At 43.7% G+C, this 20,458-nt stretch carries 15 protein-coding genes and 1 pseudogene; 7 read left to right on the top strand and 9 right to left on the bottom strand.

The annotated features are described in order from the left end of the window. Window positions 1–87: 87 nt before the first annotated feature. A complete protein-coding gene (locus NB504_RS09070) occupies window positions 88–1,950 on the bottom strand; it encodes a potassium transporter Kup (protein ID WP_258428690.1) in 1,863 nt (620 codons plus the stop codon). A gap of 448 nt (window positions 1,951–2,398) precedes the next feature. On the opposite strand from NB504_RS09070, the pseudogene NB504_RS09075 reads away from it, so the two are divergent. After that, window positions 2,399–4,816 (top strand): annotated as a pseudogene (locus tag NB504_RS09075) (M16 family metallopeptidase); the annotation flags it as partial. Between the two features lie 75 nt (window positions 4,817–4,891). Here the strand turns inward: NB504_RS09075 and NB504_RS09080 are convergent. The 4 genes from NB504_RS09080 to NB504_RS09095 form a co-directional block, all read right to left on the bottom strand. Then, window positions 4,892–5,989, bottom strand: coding sequence for a trypsin-like serine protease (locus NB504_RS09080; RefSeq protein WP_258428691.1), 1,098 nt, complete (start codon window positions 5,987–5,989; stop codon window positions 4,892–4,894). 128 nt (window positions 5,990–6,117) lie between these two features. After that, window positions 6,118–7,104 (bottom strand): trypsin-like serine protease, encoded by a 987-nt coding sequence (locus NB504_RS09085; RefSeq protein ID WP_258428692.1) that lies wholly within the window; start codon window positions 7,102–7,104, stop codon window positions 6,118–6,120. A 77-nt stretch (window positions 7,105–7,181) separates the two neighbouring features. Then, window positions 7,182–8,315 (bottom strand): glycine cleavage system aminomethyltransferase GcvT, encoded by a 1,134-nt coding sequence (gcvT, locus tag NB504_RS09090; protein ID WP_258428693.1) that lies wholly within the window; start codon window positions 8,313–8,315, stop codon window positions 7,182–7,184. Between the two features lie 290 nt (window positions 8,316–8,605). Continuing rightward, window positions 8,606–9,229 (bottom strand): helix-turn-helix domain-containing protein, encoded by a 624-nt coding sequence (locus NB504_RS09095; RefSeq protein ID WP_010320321.1) that lies wholly within the window; start codon window positions 9,227–9,229, stop codon window positions 8,606–8,608. Between the two features lie 395 nt (window positions 9,230–9,624). Here NB504_RS09095 and NB504_RS09100 point away from each other — a divergent pair, with 395 nt between their 5' ends. From NB504_RS09100 to gcvP, 3 genes are all read left to right on the top strand, one after another. Then, window positions 9,625–10,932 (top strand): serine hydroxymethyltransferase, encoded by a 1,308-nt coding sequence (locus NB504_RS09100; RefSeq protein WP_017043957.1) that lies wholly within the window; start codon window positions 9,625–9,627, stop codon window positions 10,930–10,932. 57 nt (window positions 10,933–10,989) lie between these two features. Continuing rightward, window positions 10,990–11,370 carry a glycine cleavage system protein GcvH gene (gcvH, locus tag NB504_RS09105; RefSeq protein ID WP_013868476.1) on the top strand — a complete coding sequence of 127 codons (381 nt, stop codon included), beginning with the start codon at window positions 10,990–10,992 and terminating at the stop codon, window positions 11,368–11,370. A gap of 81 nt (window positions 11,371–11,451) precedes the next feature. Beyond that, window positions 11,452–14,331 (top strand): aminomethyl-transferring glycine dehydrogenase, encoded by a 2,880-nt coding sequence (gcvP, locus tag NB504_RS09110; protein ID WP_258428694.1) that lies wholly within the window; start codon window positions 11,452–11,454, stop codon window positions 14,329–14,331. Between the two features lie 426 nt (window positions 14,332–14,757). Here gcvP and trpS read toward each other — a convergent pair whose 3' ends face one another. Together trpS and soxR are read right to left on the bottom strand one after the other, a co-directional pair. Next, entirely contained in the window at window positions 14,758–15,780 is a 1,023-nt protein-coding gene (trpS, locus tag NB504_RS09115; protein WP_222715546.1) for a tryptophan--tRNA ligase, read from the bottom strand. Window positions 15,781–16,076: 296 nt separating this feature from the next. Then, a complete protein-coding gene (soxR, locus tag NB504_RS09120) occupies window positions 16,077–16,514 on the bottom strand; it encodes a redox-sensitive transcriptional activator SoxR (RefSeq protein ID WP_094133852.1) in 438 nt (145 codons plus the stop codon). Window positions 16,515–16,614: 100 nt separating this feature from the next. Between soxR and NB504_RS09125 the strand changes: the two genes are divergently transcribed. Then, window positions 16,615–17,031 carry a RidA family protein gene (locus NB504_RS09125; protein ID WP_258428695.1) on the top strand — a complete coding sequence of 139 codons (417 nt, stop codon included), beginning with the start codon at window positions 16,615–16,617 and terminating at the stop codon, window positions 17,029–17,031. A gap of 67 nt (window positions 17,032–17,098) precedes the next feature. Then, entirely contained in the window at window positions 17,099–17,980 is an 882-nt protein-coding gene (locus NB504_RS09130; protein ID WP_258428696.1) for a DMT family transporter, read from the top strand. A 220-nt stretch (window positions 17,981–18,200) separates the two neighbouring features. Here NB504_RS09130 and NB504_RS09135 read toward each other — a convergent pair whose 3' ends face one another. Together NB504_RS09135 and NB504_RS09140 are read right to left on the bottom strand one after the other, a co-directional pair. After that, window positions 18,201–18,794, bottom strand: coding sequence for an NADPH-dependent FMN reductase (locus NB504_RS09135; RefSeq protein ID WP_094133838.1), 594 nt, complete (start codon window positions 18,792–18,794; stop codon window positions 18,201–18,203). Between the two features lies 1 nt (window position 18,795). Beyond that, complete coding sequence (locus NB504_RS09140) at window positions 18,796–19,698, bottom strand: DMT family transporter (protein WP_094147348.1); 903 nt, start codon at window positions 19,696–19,698, stop codon at window positions 18,796–18,798. Between the two features lie 113 nt (window positions 19,699–19,811). On the opposite strand from NB504_RS09140, the gene NB504_RS09145 reads away from it, so the two are divergent. Beyond that, window positions 19,812–20,303, top strand: a complete 492-nt coding sequence (locus NB504_RS09145) for a MarR family winged helix-turn-helix transcriptional regulator (protein ID WP_017045337.1) — start codon at window positions 19,812–19,814, stop codon at window positions 20,301–20,303. The last annotated feature ends 155 nt before the right edge of the window (window positions 20,304–20,458 follow it).

A 20,458-nucleotide genomic window follows, 5' to 3' on the forward strand; every position in this document is an offset into this window, starting at 1 on the left:
AACGGCTTATTTCTACGTGAGTTGATGGATCTTACTTTAAGCTCAATGAGTCGGTGCGCTGAACCGCAACACAATGCAATCAAGACATTAAATTTCTCGATAGACGCCCATCTCAATCAAACGATCGGAAGGAATATTAAGCCGCTCTGCCGTACGCAGCGCATGTTTGCTCATTAAGATAAATAACCGCGCTTTGAAGTCATGCCATAGGCCCACTTTCTGCGCCTGAATACGCTCAGCAGAGAGCAAGAAAATAGTCTCATTGGGATGTAAATGCAGTCCTTTAAGCGAACAGGAGTGCATCACTTGTTCAATATCTGGTACTTCCTGATAGCCCGTATGGATGATCACTTGCCAAAACGTTTCTGACAACTGCTCGATCTCTGCTCGGCGACAAGGATGCACTTTAGGCTGTGATTCATACTGAAACGTCATCAATATATTACGCTCATGAAGCGTTTTATTGTATTTCAAATTATGCACCAAAGAGCGAGGGACATGATGGCTGACACGCGAAAGGTAGACGGCATTACCTTGGGTACGACGAAATGTTTCCCCTTCAAGAGAAGCAACCATGGCAGAAAGCGACAAATCACTGCCCGACACGTCAAGTAAACGCTGCTTCTGCTGCTGCCAAATAGACATCACAGCAAAGATAAGACCACCTAGCGAAATCGGCAACCAACCACCATCACTCAATTTGGTCGAGGTTGAAGTAAAGAGAAAGGCATCTAGGCTAACAAAAACCGTCCCCAGCAACCAAACATGTGCTCGCGGCCATTGCCAGTAATAACGTGCCACAATCACTATCAGTAACGACGAAATTGCCATGATCGCCGTTACGGCGATGCCATAAGCGGCGGCTAAGTTAGCCGATGATTGGAAACGCATCATCACAAATAGCACAGCGACAAACAGCAACACATTGGCTGCTGGAACATAAATTTGCCCTTGAGAGTGCTCTGACGTATGGGTAATTTTCAATGGCGGGAGATAACCATAGTTCATTGCTTGACGAGTTAATGAAAAGATCCCTGAAATCACCGCTTGTGAAGCAATCACGGCCGCTAAGGTAGCCAAAATGATCACAGGCCATAGCCACAGATTAGGCACTAAACCAAAAAAGGTTTGACCTGTAACACCTTGAGAAACCAACAGATAAGCCCCTTGCCCAAAATAGTTAAGCAATAAACTGGGTAACACAATCATAAACCAAGCAAGACGGATTGGCTTAATACCAATGTGTCCCATATCGGCATACAAGGCTTCAACGCCAGTCACTGACAGCACTACAACGCCAAGAATGATCAACGTATTTACCCCCTGTTCGGCGATAAAATGAAACGCGTAATAAGGATTGATTGCGACTAATACCTGTGGTTGCTCAATGATAGCGTTAAACCCTAAAACGCCCAGCGAGAGAAACCATATAACCATTACCGGCGCAAAAAATCGCCCAATACGTTCGGTGCCTAATGCTTGAATTGCAAACAGAATCACGATAATTCCTACTGAAATCGGTAGAACGAATGGTGCGAAATCTTGCTCCACCACCGCGATACCTTCCACAGCAGACAGTACTGACATAGCCGGCGTTATTACCGCTTCACCAAAAAAGAACCCGGTGGCTAATAACCCAAGTAATAACACCAAAGGCTTTAGTGAATCTGGGCAATGCTCTTTAGCAATTGCAGATAAAGTTAAAATACCACCTTCACCATGTTTATGCGCACGAGTGATGAGCATTAAATATTTCACCGAGACGATCAACACAAATGCCCAAAACACCAAAGAGAGGATGCCAAGTACATTCAATGAATTGATCGGTAATGGGTGGTGACTAAAAAACACCTCTTTTAGTGCATATAACGGGCTAGTGCCAATATCGCCATAAACGATACCTACGGCTAATAGCGCAAGCGAAGCGGTACTTTTTTGTGGTTGTTTCATTTCAATATTGCCCTAAATGGGCATCCTATTTAACTATGCTCACCTCATAGTAATCAGATAGATTTAAAGAAAATGTATAAAACCAAGGATAGGCATATAAAAAGTATAAAGATTCAATCCCAGATTGAGCAAAATGTAGTAATAGTGGTCAAACTCGTTTCAATCCACATCACTCTGTTAACACTTAAATTACACAATGTAATTAATAACATTCATTGTTACGAAAAAATTGAAACTTCTTTCTCAAAACCTGAGTTGACAGTCACATTCCCCAAAATAATTCAAACCTCATGACGTATATTGCCACCAAATACATGTCGAGGTTGTTATGAAAATATATCGTCTACTATTCGTTAGTTGCTTATTTCTGTTGGGATGTGCTTCAAATCAAGCGTTCACTCCGATCAAAGAAGATCCCTATTGGGCGAGCGCCGAGCTGGCCAATGGCATGAAATACCACATTTATCCCAATCAAAAAGAACCCGTTTCCATCCGCTTGATTGTTCACGCAGCCGCATTTCAAGAAAACAATCAGCAACAGGGCTACGCTCATTTTCTTGAGCATATGGCTTTTAATGGCAGCGCTCATTATGCCGGAAATGATGCGATCAAAACCTTTGAGCAATCAGGTGTCAGTTTTGGCCCTGACATCAATGCTTATACTGCTTATCAAGAAACGGTTTACAAACTGGATTTACCCGATAACCAAGCGGTAGAGCCAGCTCTGGTCTGGTTTAGAGATATTGCCGATGGTATAGAGCTTACTCCCACATCGGTTGAAAATGAAAAACGCGTGATCATGGGCGAGTTTCGTTTTTCACGTAAAGAGGAGAAGAGCTACGCTCAAAACGTTTATGAGCACATGATTGCTAATACTTTATATGCACAACATGATCCCTTGGGCACCAAAGAAAGCGTGAACCAAGCGACACCCGAAGGGATTGCCGATTTTTACCGCACTTGGTATCAGCCACAGCTTACCGAAATCGTTATCGCTGGCAATATCACATTAGAACAAGCCACGGCATTGATAGAAAAACATTTCGCGAGCTGGGAAAAAGGCAGCACGCCAATGCCGACTAGAAATCACAGCATTACGGCCAATAATACAGATTTTGTGGGTTACATTGGTGCCAATGACTCACCGAACATTAGCCTATTCATCGACCGTGGCGAGCAAAAAATAGCCAGCCGTGAACAACAAGCCCAGTGGTGGCTCGATGATATCGCCCAGCAACTGATACAACAGCGGTTATCCAGCAATTTTAGTGATGCCAACCTTCCGGCACTTTGGATTTATTCCCAAACTATCCCGTTTGAAACCCAGCGCTATTCGTTTGCAGAGGTCGGGTTTCCAGTGGACTCAAGAGAAGCATCGCAAAATCTCTTCTTCTCCACACTTGCTGCACTGCGTGATCATGGTGTGAGTGAGCAAGAGTTTCAGGCGATTTTCCGTCAGTATCAAGAGATGCTAGCGAACTTCGATAACAATTGGCAAAAAGCCACCGCGATAGATTTAGTCGAAGAAAAAACGCTGGCGCGCACGTTAGATCAACCGATCCAATCACATTTAGACCGACGGTCGACGTTAACCGAATTTATCTCGACCACCAACAGTGCCATGCTCGATAAACACCTTCGCAAATTATTGTCTAGCAACTACCAGATCAATATTGGGCTGGATAAAAGTGAAGACAAAGAATCCGTCGTCGCGACACTGCCAACACTCAAAACCCTGTTTGCCCAAAAAGGACAACCACCGCTATTGCAAGAGGTCAATCAAGCTTTTGTGACACCTACGCAAATAGGTGCCATTTTATCGGAATCTCAACCTCAAGAGCCGATGGATATCACCACTTGGACGCTAAGTAACGGTGTTGAAGTGTGGTATCGCAGAGACACTAACGCAGGGGAACAAGTGTATGCCTCTTTGGCAAGCCTTGGTGGTAAAACAAGCTTAGAGCCCGATTTGCGTAAAGCTTCTGAAGTGCTTATTCCGAGTGCCATACGCGGTGGAATTGGTAACTTTAGCGGCTCTCAGTTGGATAATCACCTGAGAAGACACGGCATCATATTGAATCCCTACATCGACTTTACGTCGCATGGTATCAGCCTTGAATCATCTAAAGATGAGTTAGCCGAAGCGTTTGCGGCCCTTTATACGGCGATGACAGCCATCAACATCGACGACAGCCATCTGCAGTTAACAAAACAAGAGTTTAAGCAAAATCGAGATACTTTTCTTCGCTCACCCATTGGCCAGATGGCGCTCGCCATTAATCGCAATAGCTATCTGCCGAACACCACTCATTGGTTATACGAAGGATCGGACATCAATACGGTAAGTGTTGAACAACTGATGCAAACCCATAATGATCTCTTTAAGAAAAATAGAGGCTTTAAACTCTTTATTACCGCAGACATTAAACCTGCCGAACTGAAACCGCTATTGCGTACCTATGTAGCGTCATTAACCTTCAGCTCTGCACCTGAGGTCGATTATCGCATTGATTATCGCGCAGACTTTCAACCTCGAATCGACATGGCGATCAACGATGAAAAAAGCAGTGCCTATCTTGCCAGAGTGATCAGTAACGACCCGGAACACAAATCGGCTACTACTATCTTTATGGATGATATGTTGTGGCGTGTGGCAAACCGCCGCATGGTGAGTCAGGTGCGTGAACAGCTAGGGTTGGATTACGCTCCCAATGCTTTTTCGGTTTCAGCCGATAGTGAACCACACAACGATTGGCTATTTAGCGTGGACATTTCATCCAATGATGTCGATACCGCAGAGCAAGCCATTGATAAGCTGATTGACGGTTTGTCCGTCGAAATAACGGAAGAGGAAACGCTCACCGCAGCAAAACAATTGATTGCCGATCTCAAACCACTCAAAGACGACCCCAAGCAGATGAATTGGTTTATTCAACGTTATTCACTGCACGGGTACGGCATCGATGCGTTGTTTAACATAGAGCAAATGGCAAACCGAATCACCGCACAAGAGATGACGTTGAGAGCCAAGCAAATTTTTAATCACCACAACAGACGAACCAAAATTATTATGCGCCCGAAAGCGAAATAACAGCAGTAGAGTCAACCCTAGGATACTCAAACTGCCACCGCTCTCCTCCTGAGGGGCGGCAACAGTTTGAGTATCAATCAGAACACGTACCCCATTTTGAGTGGCAACATAATATTTAGGCACCTCTGCCCCTGTAAGAACGCGCTGAATCCAGCTCTGATAATCATAAAGCTCCGTAAATACCGAGGTGATCGGTTGGTTAGTATCGCCACATAGTGAAGGCCCAAAGCTGGTTAAACCAATTTGAATGTATTGCGAGCCATTAAACCAATAGACAGGCCCACCGGAATCGCCAGAACAGGTGGAGTTTTTATATGCACCGCTTACCGCACCATCAAAACAGATCTGCTTTGAGGTCAGTGCCGAGCCATAAAAAGCGCTACAGACGGCATTACTAACAAAAGTGAGGGTCGTTTCTTGCAACTGCTTATTAGCATTCGGGACATTACCCGCCACGTAGCCATGCCCAATCGCTTTGTAATTATTGCCAGCAGGGTAATCATTATTTAACTGAGTATTGAGTAGCGCAGAATAGTCCGCCACATTGAGCGGTGTTTCGAGCTTGATAATCGCAATGTCATCACGCCAGAGTGCGCTAGACGAATTGATGTAAGTACTGGGGTAATAAAAAGCCGCCGCGCGCGATATCTGGATATTCCCGTAGGGGAAATCGGCCACATTATCCAACTGAGGCACTACCACTGTGTAAAGCATGGTATCTTTTTTACCGTAGATACAATGAGCTGCCGTCAAAATAAACTGTGAATTGATAATACTCGCCCCACAAAAACTGTTGGTACTATACTGAGCGCTGCTTTGATATAAAAGGCTAGCAAAAGAAGGGTAAGTGGCACTGCTGGTATCCGAACCATTCACAATGTAAGGCTGGAAATCAACCGCATAAGCATTTGCTGATAGCATCGCACTGAACAGTATCCATTTGTACATCCATCACCTCGTCACTCATCTAGAAAGATACGCGTGTATCACTTTCAAGTTTAGCGCCCTAAGTGGAACCTGCTCAAAAAAGGCAATAAAAAAGCGACCTAAACAGGTCGCTCGAAATCAATAAGGGTTCAACGTCTACGAATGAAAGGAATAAACATCAACAGTAAAGACCACCAGCCGAATGAACCGCCACTGTCAGAAGGTGGGTTTAAATAAGCTTGGCGTTTCGTTTCTGTTGCGACAAATTTTGGTGGTTCAGAACCAAGCAGAACACTCTCAATCCAAGTAGAATAGTCAAGGATTTCTGTAAATACAGACGTTGAACCAATTAGCGGATTAGGGTCTCCACACTTGGTAGTTGGCCCGAAGCTGGTTATACCAACTTGGATATAGTTACCGCCAATATGCCAAAATAACGGCCCCCCAGAATCGCCCTGACAGGTTGCATTTTCAAGCCCCGTAGAACCTATCACTCCTTCCATACATAAATTAGTGTCCGTGGTGGAAGTGTAATTGCAATATACATTAGGCACATAGGTTAAATTAGTTTTCTGTAGATACGTTTTAGTATCAATATTAGAAGAGGTATTACCATGCCCAACGGCAATAAAGGTTTCACTTGATGAACGATAAGTACTATCAGAATTTGCGGTAGGCCGCGTTAAGTAGTCAGCAGACGACACCATTGTCAAAGGTGTTTCAAGCTTGAGGATCGCAATATCATCCAATAAAGTGGTGTTGTTATAAGTTGATGGGTAATAGATCTCCGCCACTCGCGCTTTTTCTAATATGTTGTATGGAAAGTTTGTTTCAATTTGCAGCTTAGGTACAACAGAGGTGAAAAGCTGATTTGCACTATTACCATAAACACAGTGCGCAGCCGTCAATACGTATTGGTTATTGAGCAACGAAGCACCGCAATAGCTTCCTCTTCCATACGAACCGTTATAATCAATTTGGTCAAAAAACAAGCTCGCTATAGAAGGAAACTCCGTCACGCTTGCATCCGTACCGTTTACTATGTAGGGCTGAGCATCAACGGCGAACACATTGCCAGAGACGACGAGCGAAGAAAAAAGTACTACCCATTTGTTCATCATGTCATTCCTTATCACTTTGAACCCAGATAGTACTTAATCCGTTATCGATATGAAACATCTTTAAATGCACTTTTATTACATTTTATGATGCTTTAGCCGCGATAATAACGCTGAGCCACAAACGGCATTTTCTCAACCACCATTGGCAGCATTTTTCCGCGCACATCAGCAAAAATTTCTGTGCCTATCGCTGATAAATCAGCTCGGATATAGGCCATAGACACGGGCTTGCCAGCCGTCGGTCCTGCTGTACCACTGGTCACTACGCCTATATGCTGGCCATCGGCATCAAATAGCTCAGTGCCTTCACGTACTGGCGCTTTAGTTAACCCCACTAAACCTACACGTTTACGTGCAACATCTTTGCTTTCGATCTGCCCAAGAATGATGTCTGCACCCGGGAAACCACCCGCACGCTCACCTTCAGCACGACGCACTTTGCTTATCGCCCATAACAAGCTCGCTTCAACTGGCGTTGTGGTGGTATCAAGATCATGCCCGTAAAGGCACAAACCGCACTCTAAACGCAGTGAATCGCGCGCGCCCAGACCAATCCATTCCACTTCTTCATAAGAGGTCAGTTTACGCGCCAATGCTTCGGCCTGCTCTGCTGGTACAGAAATTTCATAACCATCTTCACCGGTATAACCACTTCGGCTGACAATGCACTGGGCTCCATCGATGTCCATTAGCTGAATATCCATAAAGTGCATCGTCATCACTTGCGGTTGCAGGCGAGCTAGCACTTCAGCGGCTTTTGTCCCTTGCAGAGCTAACAGCGCGCGATCGTCAATGACTTCGAGCTCAACACCTTGTGGCAAATGTGCTTGTAGATGAGCAATATCTTGTGCTTTACAAGCCGCATTAACCACAACAAACAGATGATCACCCAGATTAGCGACCATTAAATCATCCATAATGCCGCCTTCTTTATTTGTGAAAAAGGCGTAACGCTGCTTACCTGCTGGTAAATCAATAATATCGACCGGAACCAATGACTCCAATGCTTGCGCGGCATTGGCTCCATGCAAACGAAGTTGGCCCATATGCGAAACATCAAACAAACCAGCCGCCTCGCGAGTATGCAAATGCTCTTTCTTTACCCCTAATGGGTACTGAACGGGCATGTCATAGCCAGCAAATGGCACCATTTTCGCTCCAACTTCGATGTGCAGCGCATGTAAAGGAGTAGTGAGTAATGTTTGATTTGCATGTTCTTGAGTCATTTTTATCTCCATTTCAGCCGACCCAGCAGGGAATTCACCACCAAATTTTGGCTATTATGTCCAAAGAAGAGGAAACCATGTTTCCAATAGTGAACAAGAATGCGCCCGTTCGGACGGATTAACAAGTTCAAAACAAGATGAATTGTCAAAACTAACAACCCAATCACAATTAAAAGTCGCGATATGCTTAGCATCGCCTGAGCTAAAAGTGATTAAAAACACACTACGGAGGGCAAAGCCAACAAATAGCAAACGATTGCTGTCACTATAAGAAACTTCGCGTTTCACACTCATTTTGCCGTAACCCACAAAATCAATGCATCCTCTTCGCTGACAGAGACCAGCATGTGCCCCATATTAGCGTCGTAATAAACGCTATCACCTTCCGCCAATCGAACCGGTTCATAAAATTCGCTATAGAACAAAACTTCACCCGTGAGGATCAACAAAAACTCCTCACCATCGTGACGAACCCAGTCACTGTACTCTTCAAAAGCACGAGCTCGCACTCGGCTTTTAAACGGCATCATTTTCTTATTAGAGAGCTGCGTGGCGAGCAATTCATGCTCGTAAGTTGGGGTGGGATGCGGCTTTCCCTGACCAATACGAGAAATATCCCTACGACCTGTTGCCACAATTTTCTTTGGTGGCTCAAATAGTTGAGGCATATCTATCTGCAATCCATGAGCGAGTTTTTGCATCGCTTGGTAGGTTGGAGAAATCTGTTCGTTTTCGATTTTACTCAATGTAGATCGAGCTAATCCTGTCCGCTGGCTCGCCTCTTCTAGCGTAATCCCAAGCTTAGAGCGGATCTCTTTAATACGTTGCCCAAGCTTAAGCGGTTCGATCGTTTGTTCACCAGTTTCCTTGGCCAAGGTCAACGATGGGTACTCATCATAAATGTCTTCAGACATGCTTTCCCTCGATTGTTATCTTCCTGATTTCGGCCATCATTGTGGCATAAAGCCAACGCAAGGTTAAAGAGGCTGAACGTAAATAAAGCGTGCTCTTGCTTACAAAAAAAGAAACCATGTTTCCTATAGGAAATTTTTGATTGATTGTTTATAAGTCAAAGAGTATGTTACTGACTTGTTAGATAAAGAGATGCGGTTTACCACTTATTGCGGTTAGGGATTTAACAAGGTTTAAGTGGCTTTTCACCCCGTATTGTTGGGGTTGCAATCCAGTTTAAGGATAACTGACACTCTGCTTTTTTGTTGTCGCCTAACGGCTTAACGATAAGGCAGCCACTAAAAAGGAATGACGGAATGTTTAGCCAATCCGTCGGATTATTGGAAGGTCATCTACCATGAATGCCAACGTGAACAAAAGTTACCCCAACCACTGCCTTGAGAGCTTTTTCTCAACCAACCTTGCTGCCACTGATGACGCTGTCTTTGCGGGTATTCAAGCCGAATACGTGCGCCAAAATGAACAAATTGAGCTGATCGCCTCAGAAAACATTGTTTCAAAAGCCGTTATGCAAGCGCAAGGTACTTGTCTCACCAATAAATATGCAGAAGGCTACCCCGGCCGTCGCTATTACGGTGGTTGCGAACACGTTGATACCGTCGAAACCATTGCGATTGAACGTGCAAAATCCCTATTTCATTGTCAATACGCCAACGTGCAGCCACATTCAGGCGCACAAGCCAATGGCGCGGTGATGCTGGCTTTACTGCAACCGGGTGACACAATTTTAGGTATGTCTCTGGATGCCGGTGGCCACCTCACTCATGGCGCTCGGCCTGCCCTCTCTGGTAAGTGGTTTAATGCTATTCAATATGGTGTCGATAGCACGACCTTAGAAATCAATTATGATGATGTACGCAGCCTCGCGTTAGAGCATCAACCAAAAATGATCATTGCGGGCGGCTCTGCCATTCCTCGCGTGATTGATTTTGCCAAATTCCGAGCCATTGCTGATGAAGTGGGCGCGCTCTTAATGGTCGATATGGCGCATATTGCCGGATTAGTCGCCACTGGTGCTCACCCAAGCCCATTGCCGCATGCCCACGTTGTCACGACCACCACACATAAAACCTTGCGCGGCCCACGAGGCGGTATGGTTTTGACCAACAGCGAAGAGATCAGCAAAAAAATTAACTCGGCGGTTTTTCCTGGCCTGCAAGGTGGCCCGTTAATGCACGTAATTGCGGCCAAAGCGGTAGCACTAGGCGAAGCGCTGGGCCCTGAGTTTCATCGTTATATTGATTCGGTGATCGATAACGCAAAAGTTCTCGCCGAAGTATTGCAAACTCGCGGTTGTGACATTGTGACTGGCGGGACTGACACTCATCTCATGCTTGTTGATCTTCGCCCTAAAGGGCTGAAGGGGAATATCGCCGAACAAGCATTAGAGCGTGCAGGGATCACATGTAACAAAAATGGCATCCCATTTGATACCGAGAAGCCTATGATTACTTCGGGTATTCGTTTAGGTACGCCAGCTGGAACCAGCCGTGGTTTTGGTCGTGAAGAATTCAAACTCATCGGTGAGTGGATTGGCGATGTTCTCGATGGCCTTGTTGTGAGCCCAGAAGGAAACAGTGATGTTGAGCAACGTGTGCGCAAACAAGTTAAAGCGCTGTGCCAACGCTTCCCACTCTACCAATAGCCTTTTTAAATTAAACACAAGTTCAAATCAATACGATACTTTTTTGGAGATAAAGCAATGGACAATACACTGAAGTTTGCAGATAGCCACGAGTGGGTGCGCGACAACGGTGACGGCACAGTGACCATCGGTATTTCTGAGCATGCGCAAGAGATGCTTGGTGACGTCGTGTTTGTTGACCTACCTGAAGTAGATACAGAAATTGATGCTGGAGACAGTTTTTCTCTAGTTGAATCTGTCAAAGCCGCTTCAGATATTTACGCACCGATTACAGGTGTCATCGTTGAAATCAACGAAGAGTTAGAAGATAGCCCAGAACTCATCAACGAAGAACCGTATGAAGGTGGCTGGATTGTGAAAGTGAAGATGTCTGATGCTTCTGAACTCGACAATCTAAAAAATGCAGAAGAGTACCAAAACTCTATCGAAGAAGATTAATTAGCCCATCACGGATCAAAGCTGCCCAGCATGGGCGGCTTTTTTTTAAGGTCGCACACGATCTTTGAAAAGGTAAAGGAAATGACTGAATTACTTCACAGCCCACTGCTTAGCCAGTTAAGTACTGAAAATGAGTTTGTTGCACGCCACAACGGACCCAACCCAGCCGATCAACAAAAAATGCTCAACGCGATTAACGCCGAAAGCTTAGCCGCGTTAATCGAACAAACCGTTCCTGCGCAAATTCGTTTAGAAAGCCCAATGTCCCTTGCTGCGCCTAAAAGCGAAGCCGATATGCTCAGCGCGATGAAAGTATTTGCCAATCAAAACCAGATTAAACGCACGTTCATTGGTCAAGGTTACTACAACACCTTCACGCCGAACGTCATTTTGCGTAACGTACTGGAAAATTCGGGCTGGTATACGGCTTACACACCCTACCAGCCAGAAATCTCTCAAGGTCGTTTGGAGTCGCTGCTTAACTACCAACAAATGGTGATGGATTTAACAGCAATGGATATTGCCAACGCGTCGCTGCTCGATGAAGCAACGGCCGCTGGCGAAGCAATGACACTGTGTAAACGCGCAGGAAAAAGCAAAAGTAACGTCTTTTTTGTGGCGGACGATGTTCATCCACAAACCATTGAAGTGGTAAAAACTCGCGCTGAATTTATCGGTTTTGAGGTACAAATCGGCGCACTCGACTCATTGCCTGAACAAGATGTGTTTGGCGCGCTACTGCAATACCCAAGCACCACAGGTGAAGTGCGTGATTTAAGCGACCTGATTGCTAAAGCGCAAGCCAATAAAATCTTGGTTACTGTTGCCACGGATTTACTGGCCAGCACCTTGCTGAAACCAGCAGGTGAAATGGGCGCGGATGTCGTGATTGGCTCGGCTCAACGTTTCGGTGTCCCTATGGGTTATGGCGGCCCACACGCCGCCTTTATGGCCACGCGTGAAGCGCACAAACGCACTATGCCCGGCCGCGTGATCGGAGTGTCGATTGACGCCAAAGGTAATCCAGCACTGCGCATGGCAATGCAAACTCGCGAGCAGCACATTCGCCGCGAAAAAGCGACCTCGAACATCTGTACCGCGCAAGCTCTGCTGGCTAATATGGCCTCATTTTATGCGGTCTATCATGGCGCAGAAGGGTTGCGCACCATTGCGCGCCGTACTCATCATATGACTGCAATTCTAGCGGCAGGCTTAACTCAAGCGGGCTACGAATTGGTGCATAACAGCTTCTTTGACACGATTACCTTAAAGAGTGCCACTCAAACTCAAGCTCTGTACGCAAAAGCGCAGCAAGCCGACATCAACTTACGCCGATTTGATGACCAATTAGGCATCAGTTTGGATGAAACCACCACCACAGCTGATCTTGAAACCCTGTTTGCGGTTTTCGATATTAAGCAATCGGTAAGCGCGCTGTCGGCAGAAATTGCCGCCAACGAATTTGCAGCGATTCCAGAACACTGCCGTCGTCAATCTCGCTTCCTAACGCATCCTGTGTTCAACACCTATCACAGCGAAACGCAAATGATGCGTTATTTGAAAAAACTTGAGAATAAAGATTTTTCATTAACTCACGGCATGATCCCGCTTGGCAGTTGCACCATGAAACTGAACGCCGCAGCCGAGATGATCCCTGTCACTTGGCCAGAATTTGGTTCAATCCACCCATTTGCACCGAAAGAGCAAGCCGCAGGTTACGCCGCTCTCGCTAAGGATTTAAAAGAAAAGCTCTGTGAAATCACAGGCTATGATGCTTTCTCGCTACAACCAAATTCCGGTGCTTCTGGCGAATATGCAGGGCTTGTGGCGATTCAGCGCTACCACAAAAGCCGTGGTGAAGAGCACCGTAACGTCTGCTTAATTCCGAGCTCAGCACACGGCACCAACCCTGCAACCGCTTCAATGGTTTCGATGAAAGTAGTGGTCGTGAAATGTGATAATAACGGTAACGTTGATATCGCAGACCTCGCAGACAAAATTGAGAAGCATAAAGAGAACCTCTCTAGCATCATGATCACTTATCCTTCAACGCACGGCGTTTACGAAGAACAAGTTAAAGAAGTGTGTAACATGGTTCACGCCGCGGGCGGCCAAGTTTACCTTGATGGTGCCAACATGAACGCGCAAGTTGGTTTAACCAATCCGGGCTTTATTGGCTCTGATGTTTCTCACCTCAATCTGCACAAAACATTCTGTATTCCTCATGGCGGTGGCGGCCCAGGTATGGGACCGATTGGTGTAAAATCTCACCTAGCGCCTTTCCTACCGGGACATATTGAAGGGGGAGTTGAAGGCAGCGATCACGCCGTATCTGCGGCCGATTTAGGCAGCGCTTCTATTTTACCTATCTCATGGGCTTATATTGCCATGATGGGTGCAGAAGGCTTAACCACGGCTACTCAAGTCGCTATTTTAAATGCTAACTATGTGATGGAAAGACTGCGCCCACACTACCCTATTCTTTACCGTGGTAGTAACGGCCGTGTAGCGCACGAATGCATTATTGACATTCGTCCGCTTAAAGAAGCGACAGGTATCAGCGAAGAAGACATTGCTAAACGTTTGATGGATTATGGCTTCCACGCACCGACGATGTCATTCCCTGTTGCTGGCACCTTGATGATTGAACCAACCGAATCGGAAGACTTAGCCGAATTGGATCGCTTCTGTGAGGCAATGATTGCGATTCGCGCCGAAATGGAGAAAGTTCAATCAGGCGAATGGCCATTAGCCGACAACCCGTTAGTGAATGCGCCGCATACACAATCGGATCTCGCGAGTGAAGCATGGGCTCATCCATATTCTCGTGAAACGGCTTGCTTCCCATCCGCTCATACTAAGGCATCAAAATACTGGCCAACCGTGAGCCGTGTCGATAACGTATACGGTGACCGTAACCTTGTCTGCTCATGCCCAAGTATCGATAACTACCAAGAGTAGGTGCTAACGTTGATAGCTCGTCGTCACAATTTATGATCATCTTTTAGGTTGTGACTGACTTTGTTATCAATATTCAATAATAAAGGCGAACTGAGAAGTTCGCCTTTTTGTTATGCTGTAAAACGATTTTTGGACAAAGGTGAGTTACGAAGTGCCCACAGTGAAGGTTCTGGACAAAACTGTTTTAGCAAACTTCATCCATTATCATAAATGACATACACCCAACGCTCACGAAACTAATTCCCTCTTATCGTGGAGAACCACACTTAATACGACCTCAGGTCGTACGGACAGAAATGGGGTTACCGACACGAACTATTTTCACTAAATTCGCATAATTTAAACTATAAAGAATATAGGAAATAGCTTCGACCTCGAGGGTTCACCTAATGATCTTCTTGAAGTTGGCTATTGAAAAAAAATTATTCAGAAAATATTTAGTCCAAAGATATCTTTAACATCAAAAAGTACTTCCGTTGTTTTATCTCTAGAGATTTTGCTTCCCTTCACTAAAATATCAACCAGTTGAGCCTTATCACTTAAAAACTCAGCTCTTCTTTCCCTTATTGGTCTGAGCATATCTTGTAAGCATTCCTCTAATACTTTTTTTGTTGTTCCATCTCCAAGTCCGCCACGTTGATAATGTTCTTTTAGTTGGTTGATATGATTTTGATCAGGGTGAAATGCATCGAGGTAAGTAAATACGATATTGCCTTGAATAGCACCAGGATCTTCGATTCTTAGGTGGTTAGGATCGGTATACATAGACTTTACTGCAGCAGAGATCTCTTTTTCAGTAGCGCCAAGATTAATGGTATTTCCCATCGTCTTAGACATCTTATTTTTACCATCTGTGCTAGGTAAACGTGATGCGTTGCTTAACAAGGGTCTACACTCGTTCAAAACGATTCGTCCTGCTAATAAATTAATCTTTCTAACTATCTCATTAGTTTGTTCAAGCATTGGCAACTGGTCATCCCCAACTGGAACCAATGTTGCGTTAAAGCCAGTAATATCAGCTGCTTGAGATACAGGATAGGTTAAAAAGCCAGCAGGAATTGATCGTTCAAAGCCTTTGCTTTGTATTTCACTTTTGACCGTTGGGTTTCGCTCTAATCGACTGATTGTCACAAGATTGCTGTAGTACATAGTCAATTCAGCAAGAGCAGGGAGTTGTGATTGAAGACAAATTGTAGTTTTACAGGGATCGATACCAACAGCGAGATAATCCGCGACGACATTAAGAATATTAGATGATACTTTCTTCGGATTGTGAGCATTATCAGTAAGACCTTGCATATCAGCAACAAGAACTGTTTGCTCGTGAATATCTTGTAAAGCGACCCGTTGTTTTAAAGAGCCGACATAATGCCCCAGGTGCAATGGGCCAGTAGCTCTATCGCCAGTTAAAATTACTTCCGATTTTTCAGTGTATTGACTTGTATTCATTCATATATCTCCTAGTAAAAATAGATCGCTACTGGAGATACAAAAGAAATTACAGTCTCAGCTACCTTCCAGCAGCTTAAGAATGTAAAAATTCCGCGCCGCTCTAAATAGAGCGCCACCAGAAAAATAATGACGAAGGCGTTGAAATGTTTTTCATTTTTGCAACTTATCAACAATTCTTTTGAAAATCAACTTTATAGAAAAGCGGTTTCTTATCGATAAACTTAGGTAAACACAGTTATCAGAGAAGGAAATTGAAACGCTTTAATAAAAGTAGTGGGTTGCCTAATGTATAATCAAATGATTCTCTGCGCCCCTTGCCCTTGCTGATTAAGATTGTCTTCTGGATTAATTAGGTGACATTTCTTCATACTCAGGCAGCCACATCCGATACATCCTGAAAGATTGTCTTTTAATAATTGGATTTTTGCTATTTTATGGTCGAGGTCTTGCTGCCATTTATTTGCAACTCTCTCCCAATCTCGCTTTGTGGCCGCTTGATTCATTGGTAAGGTGCTTAACTCTTTTGCTATTTCTTCTAATGTAAACCCTACAGATTGAGCTACTTGAACGAGTGCAATTCTACGTAGCATCGAAGGTAAATAACGGCGTTGATTACCATTGGTTCGAAAGGAAGCAATTAAACCTTTAGCTTCATAAAAGCGTAAAGCCGATGCTGCTACACCACTACGTTCGGCTAGCTGTCCAATAGTTAGATAATCATTTCTGCTCACAGTTATTTCAACTTTTGTCAAATTATCGCTTTACTTCAAGTTAACTTGAACTTTTATACTCCTGCTTACTTTTGAATTCAACGTATAAAAGGTCATTATTATGCTAAAACTAAAGCCAGTCTTCCATAATCCACCAGCGATTTTTAATCCAGCACCATTTGGTTTTTGTCATACAGTGAAGGCACCAAGCAAAGGAGAGCTAGTTTACATTTCGGGCCAAAGTGGTGGTGAAGGTATTAAACATAAGCTTAGTAGTGATTTTCTTCATCAGACTTGCATTTTATTATCAAACCTAGAGATTGCGCTTAATGCCCATGAGCTTAGTTTTGAGGATGTTCTAAAGATCACTGTCCTTATTGTTGATCATGATAGTGAAAAGCTGAATATTTGGAGTAAAGAGATGCAAGAACGTTGGCCGTTAGATACGTTGCCCGCAAGCACCTTAATTCCAGTACCTAAGTTAGCTCTTGACGGCATGCTAATTGAGGTTGATGTTATTGCATTTAAGTCAGCTTGACTATAGCACTATATTTAAGAGCTCTTTTTTGACACCGAAAGCTTATTGATTGTATTGGGATTTTACTATGCTTAAAAACTACTTAACTCTGCTCGCCATTGGGCTGATTTGGGGATCACAATTTATTTTTCAAGAGAATGCACTAGAGGCATTCAATCCAGTATGGATAGGTACATTGCGTGCAATATTCGGTGCAATCACTTTGTTTATTATCTGTCGGGTCATGCGAATTAGTGGTGATAGTAAACAGTGGCTACTTTATGCTGTTATTGGTTTACTTGAAGCAACGATTCCTTTCATTCTTATACCTTTTGCTCAAAAAGAGTTGAGCAGTTCAGTAACAGCGATATTAATGGGTACACTACCTTTTTATGCACTGCTTCTTGCTCCTGTGTTTATAAAGAATGCTAGGATTAGTAAAGGTAATCTGCTAAGTGTCATCGTGGGTTTTAATGGTTTAGTTGTCCTTTTTTACCCAGATTTAATGTCAACATCTTCGAGAGTTAGTCTCATTAGCATCCTAGCAGTATTATTTGCTGCGATATGCTTTGCTATTGCTTTGCTCCTGCTCAACCGAGTTAAAGAAGAACATCCCCTGATAGTGGCAAGAAATGTTCTTTTTATGGCGAGTATTCAATTAATTATAATTTCTCTCACCACAACGATGACACTGACACAAAAATCGCCACCTTTGAGCGCCTTTACTGCTGTGATCTATCTTGGTGTGATGTGTGCGGGAGTGGTTTATTATCTCTATATGATGAGTATCAAGAATGCAGGCGCTGTTTTTACTTCGATGACTAATTATCTTGTGCCTGCGATAGGCGTATTAATCTCCGCTCTGGTTACTAATGATAGTATTCAGACTACATCATGGCTGGCTCTTGGGATCATTTTATCTGCTCTTCTAATGAATCAAATGGCTGCAAAGCATGACCAGAAAATGTAGTCAGAGCCTTTGGAATAGATATAGAGCCGTGAATAAAAAATGGACCATAATAATTCACAGTCAATAGAGGGGCAGACTGAGCGCTAGTAATGATCCATTACAATGTGGTTCTTATATAATTGAAAACGTACTTATTATTAATCTAGTGCTACCGTCGTCTTGGTCATCTTTGCAATTAAGCTGCCGACTATTGCCAACAATAATAATTACTTATTTACTATTACATACCATAGCGAAATGCCTTTCCCATTGATACCATCTCACGATGTACTGGATTCAATGCTTGAGCATAACTGGCAAGTAATTTCATTGTATACTGATTACGTTGATGCATGGTTTGGTCAGTACATCTGTGGTCAATAGTGAGCAATTTTTCTACATTGCGAAAGATTAGGTGATCCGGTAAAAAGCACGCGTGGTTGTTCTTGCTGCCTGTCATGCGCAGCTCACTGATCGGATATACGCCATTTACGCCCGCTGATACGCTTACTAAGAGTACCGGCTTATGTGCAAGCTCTTCATCGGTAGACAATAGCAAAAAATTCTTAAGTGCTGGAGTTGCCATTCCATGCCACTCTGGTGTAATAAGAATCACTGCATCCGAGTGTTTAAGTATCTCGGAAATTGGCGTCCATAGCTCCCACTCTTCACTTTGTTTCCAAACCCCTTCATTCCAAAACGGAAGATTAAGTGAGTGCAAATCCAAAATATTTGTTGTATCGAAATGATCTAAAGAAAGTGACTCTAAATAACGTGCAACTGATAAACTTTGCGAGTTTGCACGCTGGCTGCCAGATACAATTGTAATCTTCATATTAGTTCCTTTTTAAAAGTAAATTATTAGCTTTATCAGATGACGAATTTGTACGAGGGGCTGCCAAAGCGATAGCAACTAGGACAAACATTGCCCCTAATAATTGAAGCCACGTTAAGGTTTGATCGAGAATGAGATAACCCAACACACATGCAGATACGCTACTGAGAAAACCGAGAAAAGAAACGGTAACCGGTGGCAGCTTTTCTATTCCTCGAAACCATAAGGAGTAGCCCAAAATTGCGCCTATTACACTCAGATACAGATATCCAATATAATTTGACAAACTTAAATGTTCAGGAAGCCCTTCAATCCATAAGGCTACTGGCAGCAGCATGAACCCACCAAAAAGCAGTTGCCAACCGGTGAAACTCAGTAAAGTTATCTCTCTAGGTCTTTCCCATTTTTTTGTTAATACAACCCCAGAAGCCATACTTAATGTACCAATAGAAGCAACAACAACTCCTAATAAATTGATCTGTACAGCACTGTTGATGACCAGCAAGACAATACCTGAGATTCCAACCACACTAGCCCAAATTTGACGCGATGATAGCTCTGATTTTAGCCACTTCCAGCTTAGTAGGAGTACGAACATAGGCTGGATAGACATCACTATCGACGCCATCCCCCCAGGTAGATAAGTTGCAGCAAAGAATAGACAGTAGAAAAACAAGCCAATATTTAAAAAGCCAAGTAACGCAAGACGGCTCAGCCACTTGCTATCAGGTAACGTCTTGCTAATTAAGACTAGAAACAAACCTGCCGGCAAAGCTCGAATTGTTGATGCAAGCAACGGTGACTCCGCTGGCAACAACTCAGTGGTAACAATATAAGTACTTCCCCAGACAATCGGCGCTATAGCGGTCAAACCGATTGTCCTTATCTGATGTAATCCTTTCATAATTATTCCTTAAAATTAAAAATATCTCTTGTGAAAGATACTTTCTTTAAAGTAATGGATATTTAACTTATGATCAAGTATCTTTTTAGTAAGATATTTATAGGAGAGATAAAATGTCATTGGATAATGTCGATTCCATTTTGATTCAGTGGAAAAGTGTCAGACCCGATCTGGACTGTTCTTCTATGGGAGTCATTGGACGTTTACGTCGAACCAGTAATGTCTGGAAGAATAAAATGGATAAGGTGTTTAAAGAACATGGGTTAAGCAGCATCGAGTTCGATATTTTAGCAACGATGCGTCGAAGCGATCCTTCCGGTATTACACCAACAGAGTTATATAAGACACTCATGCTTTCTTCAGGCGCTGTAAGTACGCGTTTAGATCAGTTAGTAAAAAAAGGATTGGTAGGGCGTATTTATAGCGAACACGACCGGCGAAGCTGCAAAGTCACTTTGACCTCAAAAGGTGTTAAGTGTGTTGATACTGCGTTAAACGATCATGTTGAAAATATGGATAAAATGCTGAATGTATTGACTAAAAAAGAACAAGATCAGCTTGCAGATTTACTACGAAAGGTATTGATTTATGAGGAAAACGAATAAAGAGAATTTTGGGGGGTTGTAGTGGATATAACATGTTTCAGCAAACTATATCGCTCATCATAAATGGCATACTCTCAACGCTCACGAAACTAATTCCCTCCCCTTCAAAGGGAGGGGTGTTTCTTGGTTGATTGCTAGCAGCACCCCCTCCTAAC

Origin of the sequence: Vibrio sp. RM-69-4 (genome assembly GCF_024743775.1) — a bacterium.
In the GTDB taxonomy this organism is placed as follows: domain Bacteria; phylum Pseudomonadota; class Gammaproteobacteria; order Enterobacterales; family Vibrionaceae; genus Vibrio; species Vibrio anguillarum.

What these genes read in the sequence shown, in the direction of transcription:
- trpS (WP_222715546.1), bottom strand. Translation starts at nt 15,780, where the DNA reads ATGAATACAAGTCAATACACTGAAAAATCGGAAGTAATTTTAACTGGC.
- NB504_RS09145 (WP_017045337.1), top strand. Translation starts at nt 19,812, where the DNA reads ATGTCATTGGATAATGTCGATTCCATTTTGATTCAGTGGAAAAGTGTC.
- NB504_RS09125 (WP_258428695.1), top strand. Translation starts at nt 16,615, where the DNA reads ATGCTAAAACTAAAGCCAGTCTTCCATAATCCACCAGCGATTTTTAAT.
- NB504_RS09080 (WP_258428691.1), bottom strand. Translation starts at nt 5,989, where the DNA reads ATGTACAAATGGATACTGTTCAGTGCGATGCTATCAGCAAATGCTTAT.
- NB504_RS09140 (WP_094147348.1), bottom strand. Translation starts at nt 19,698, where the DNA reads ATGAAAGGATTACATCAGATAAGGACAATCGGTTTGACCGCTATAGCG.
- NB504_RS09095 (WP_010320321.1), bottom strand. Translation starts at nt 9,229, where the DNA reads ATGTCTGAAGACATTTATGATGAGTACCCATCGTTGACCTTGGCCAAG.
- NB504_RS09100 (WP_017043957.1), top strand. Translation starts at nt 9,625, where the DNA reads ATGAATGCCAACGTGAACAAAAGTTACCCCAACCACTGCCTTGAGAGC.
- gcvH (WP_013868476.1), top strand. Translation starts at nt 10,990, where the DNA reads ATGGACAATACACTGAAGTTTGCAGATAGCCACGAGTGGGTGCGCGAC.
- gcvT (WP_258428693.1), bottom strand. Translation starts at nt 8,315, where the DNA reads ATGACTCAAGAACATGCAAATCAAACATTACTCACTACTCCTTTACAT.
- gcvP (WP_258428694.1), top strand. Translation starts at nt 11,452, where the DNA reads ATGACTGAATTACTTCACAGCCCACTGCTTAGCCAGTTAAGTACTGAA.
- NB504_RS09135 (WP_094133838.1), bottom strand. Translation starts at nt 18,794, where the DNA reads ATGAAGATTACAATTGTATCTGGCAGCCAGCGTGCAAACTCGCAAAGT.
- NB504_RS09130 (WP_258428696.1), top strand. Translation starts at nt 17,099, where the DNA reads ATGCTTAAAAACTACTTAACTCTGCTCGCCATTGGGCTGATTTGGGGA.
- NB504_RS09070 (WP_258428690.1), bottom strand. Translation starts at nt 1,950, where the DNA reads ATGAAACAACCACAAAAAAGTACCGCTTCGCTTGCGCTATTAGCCGTA.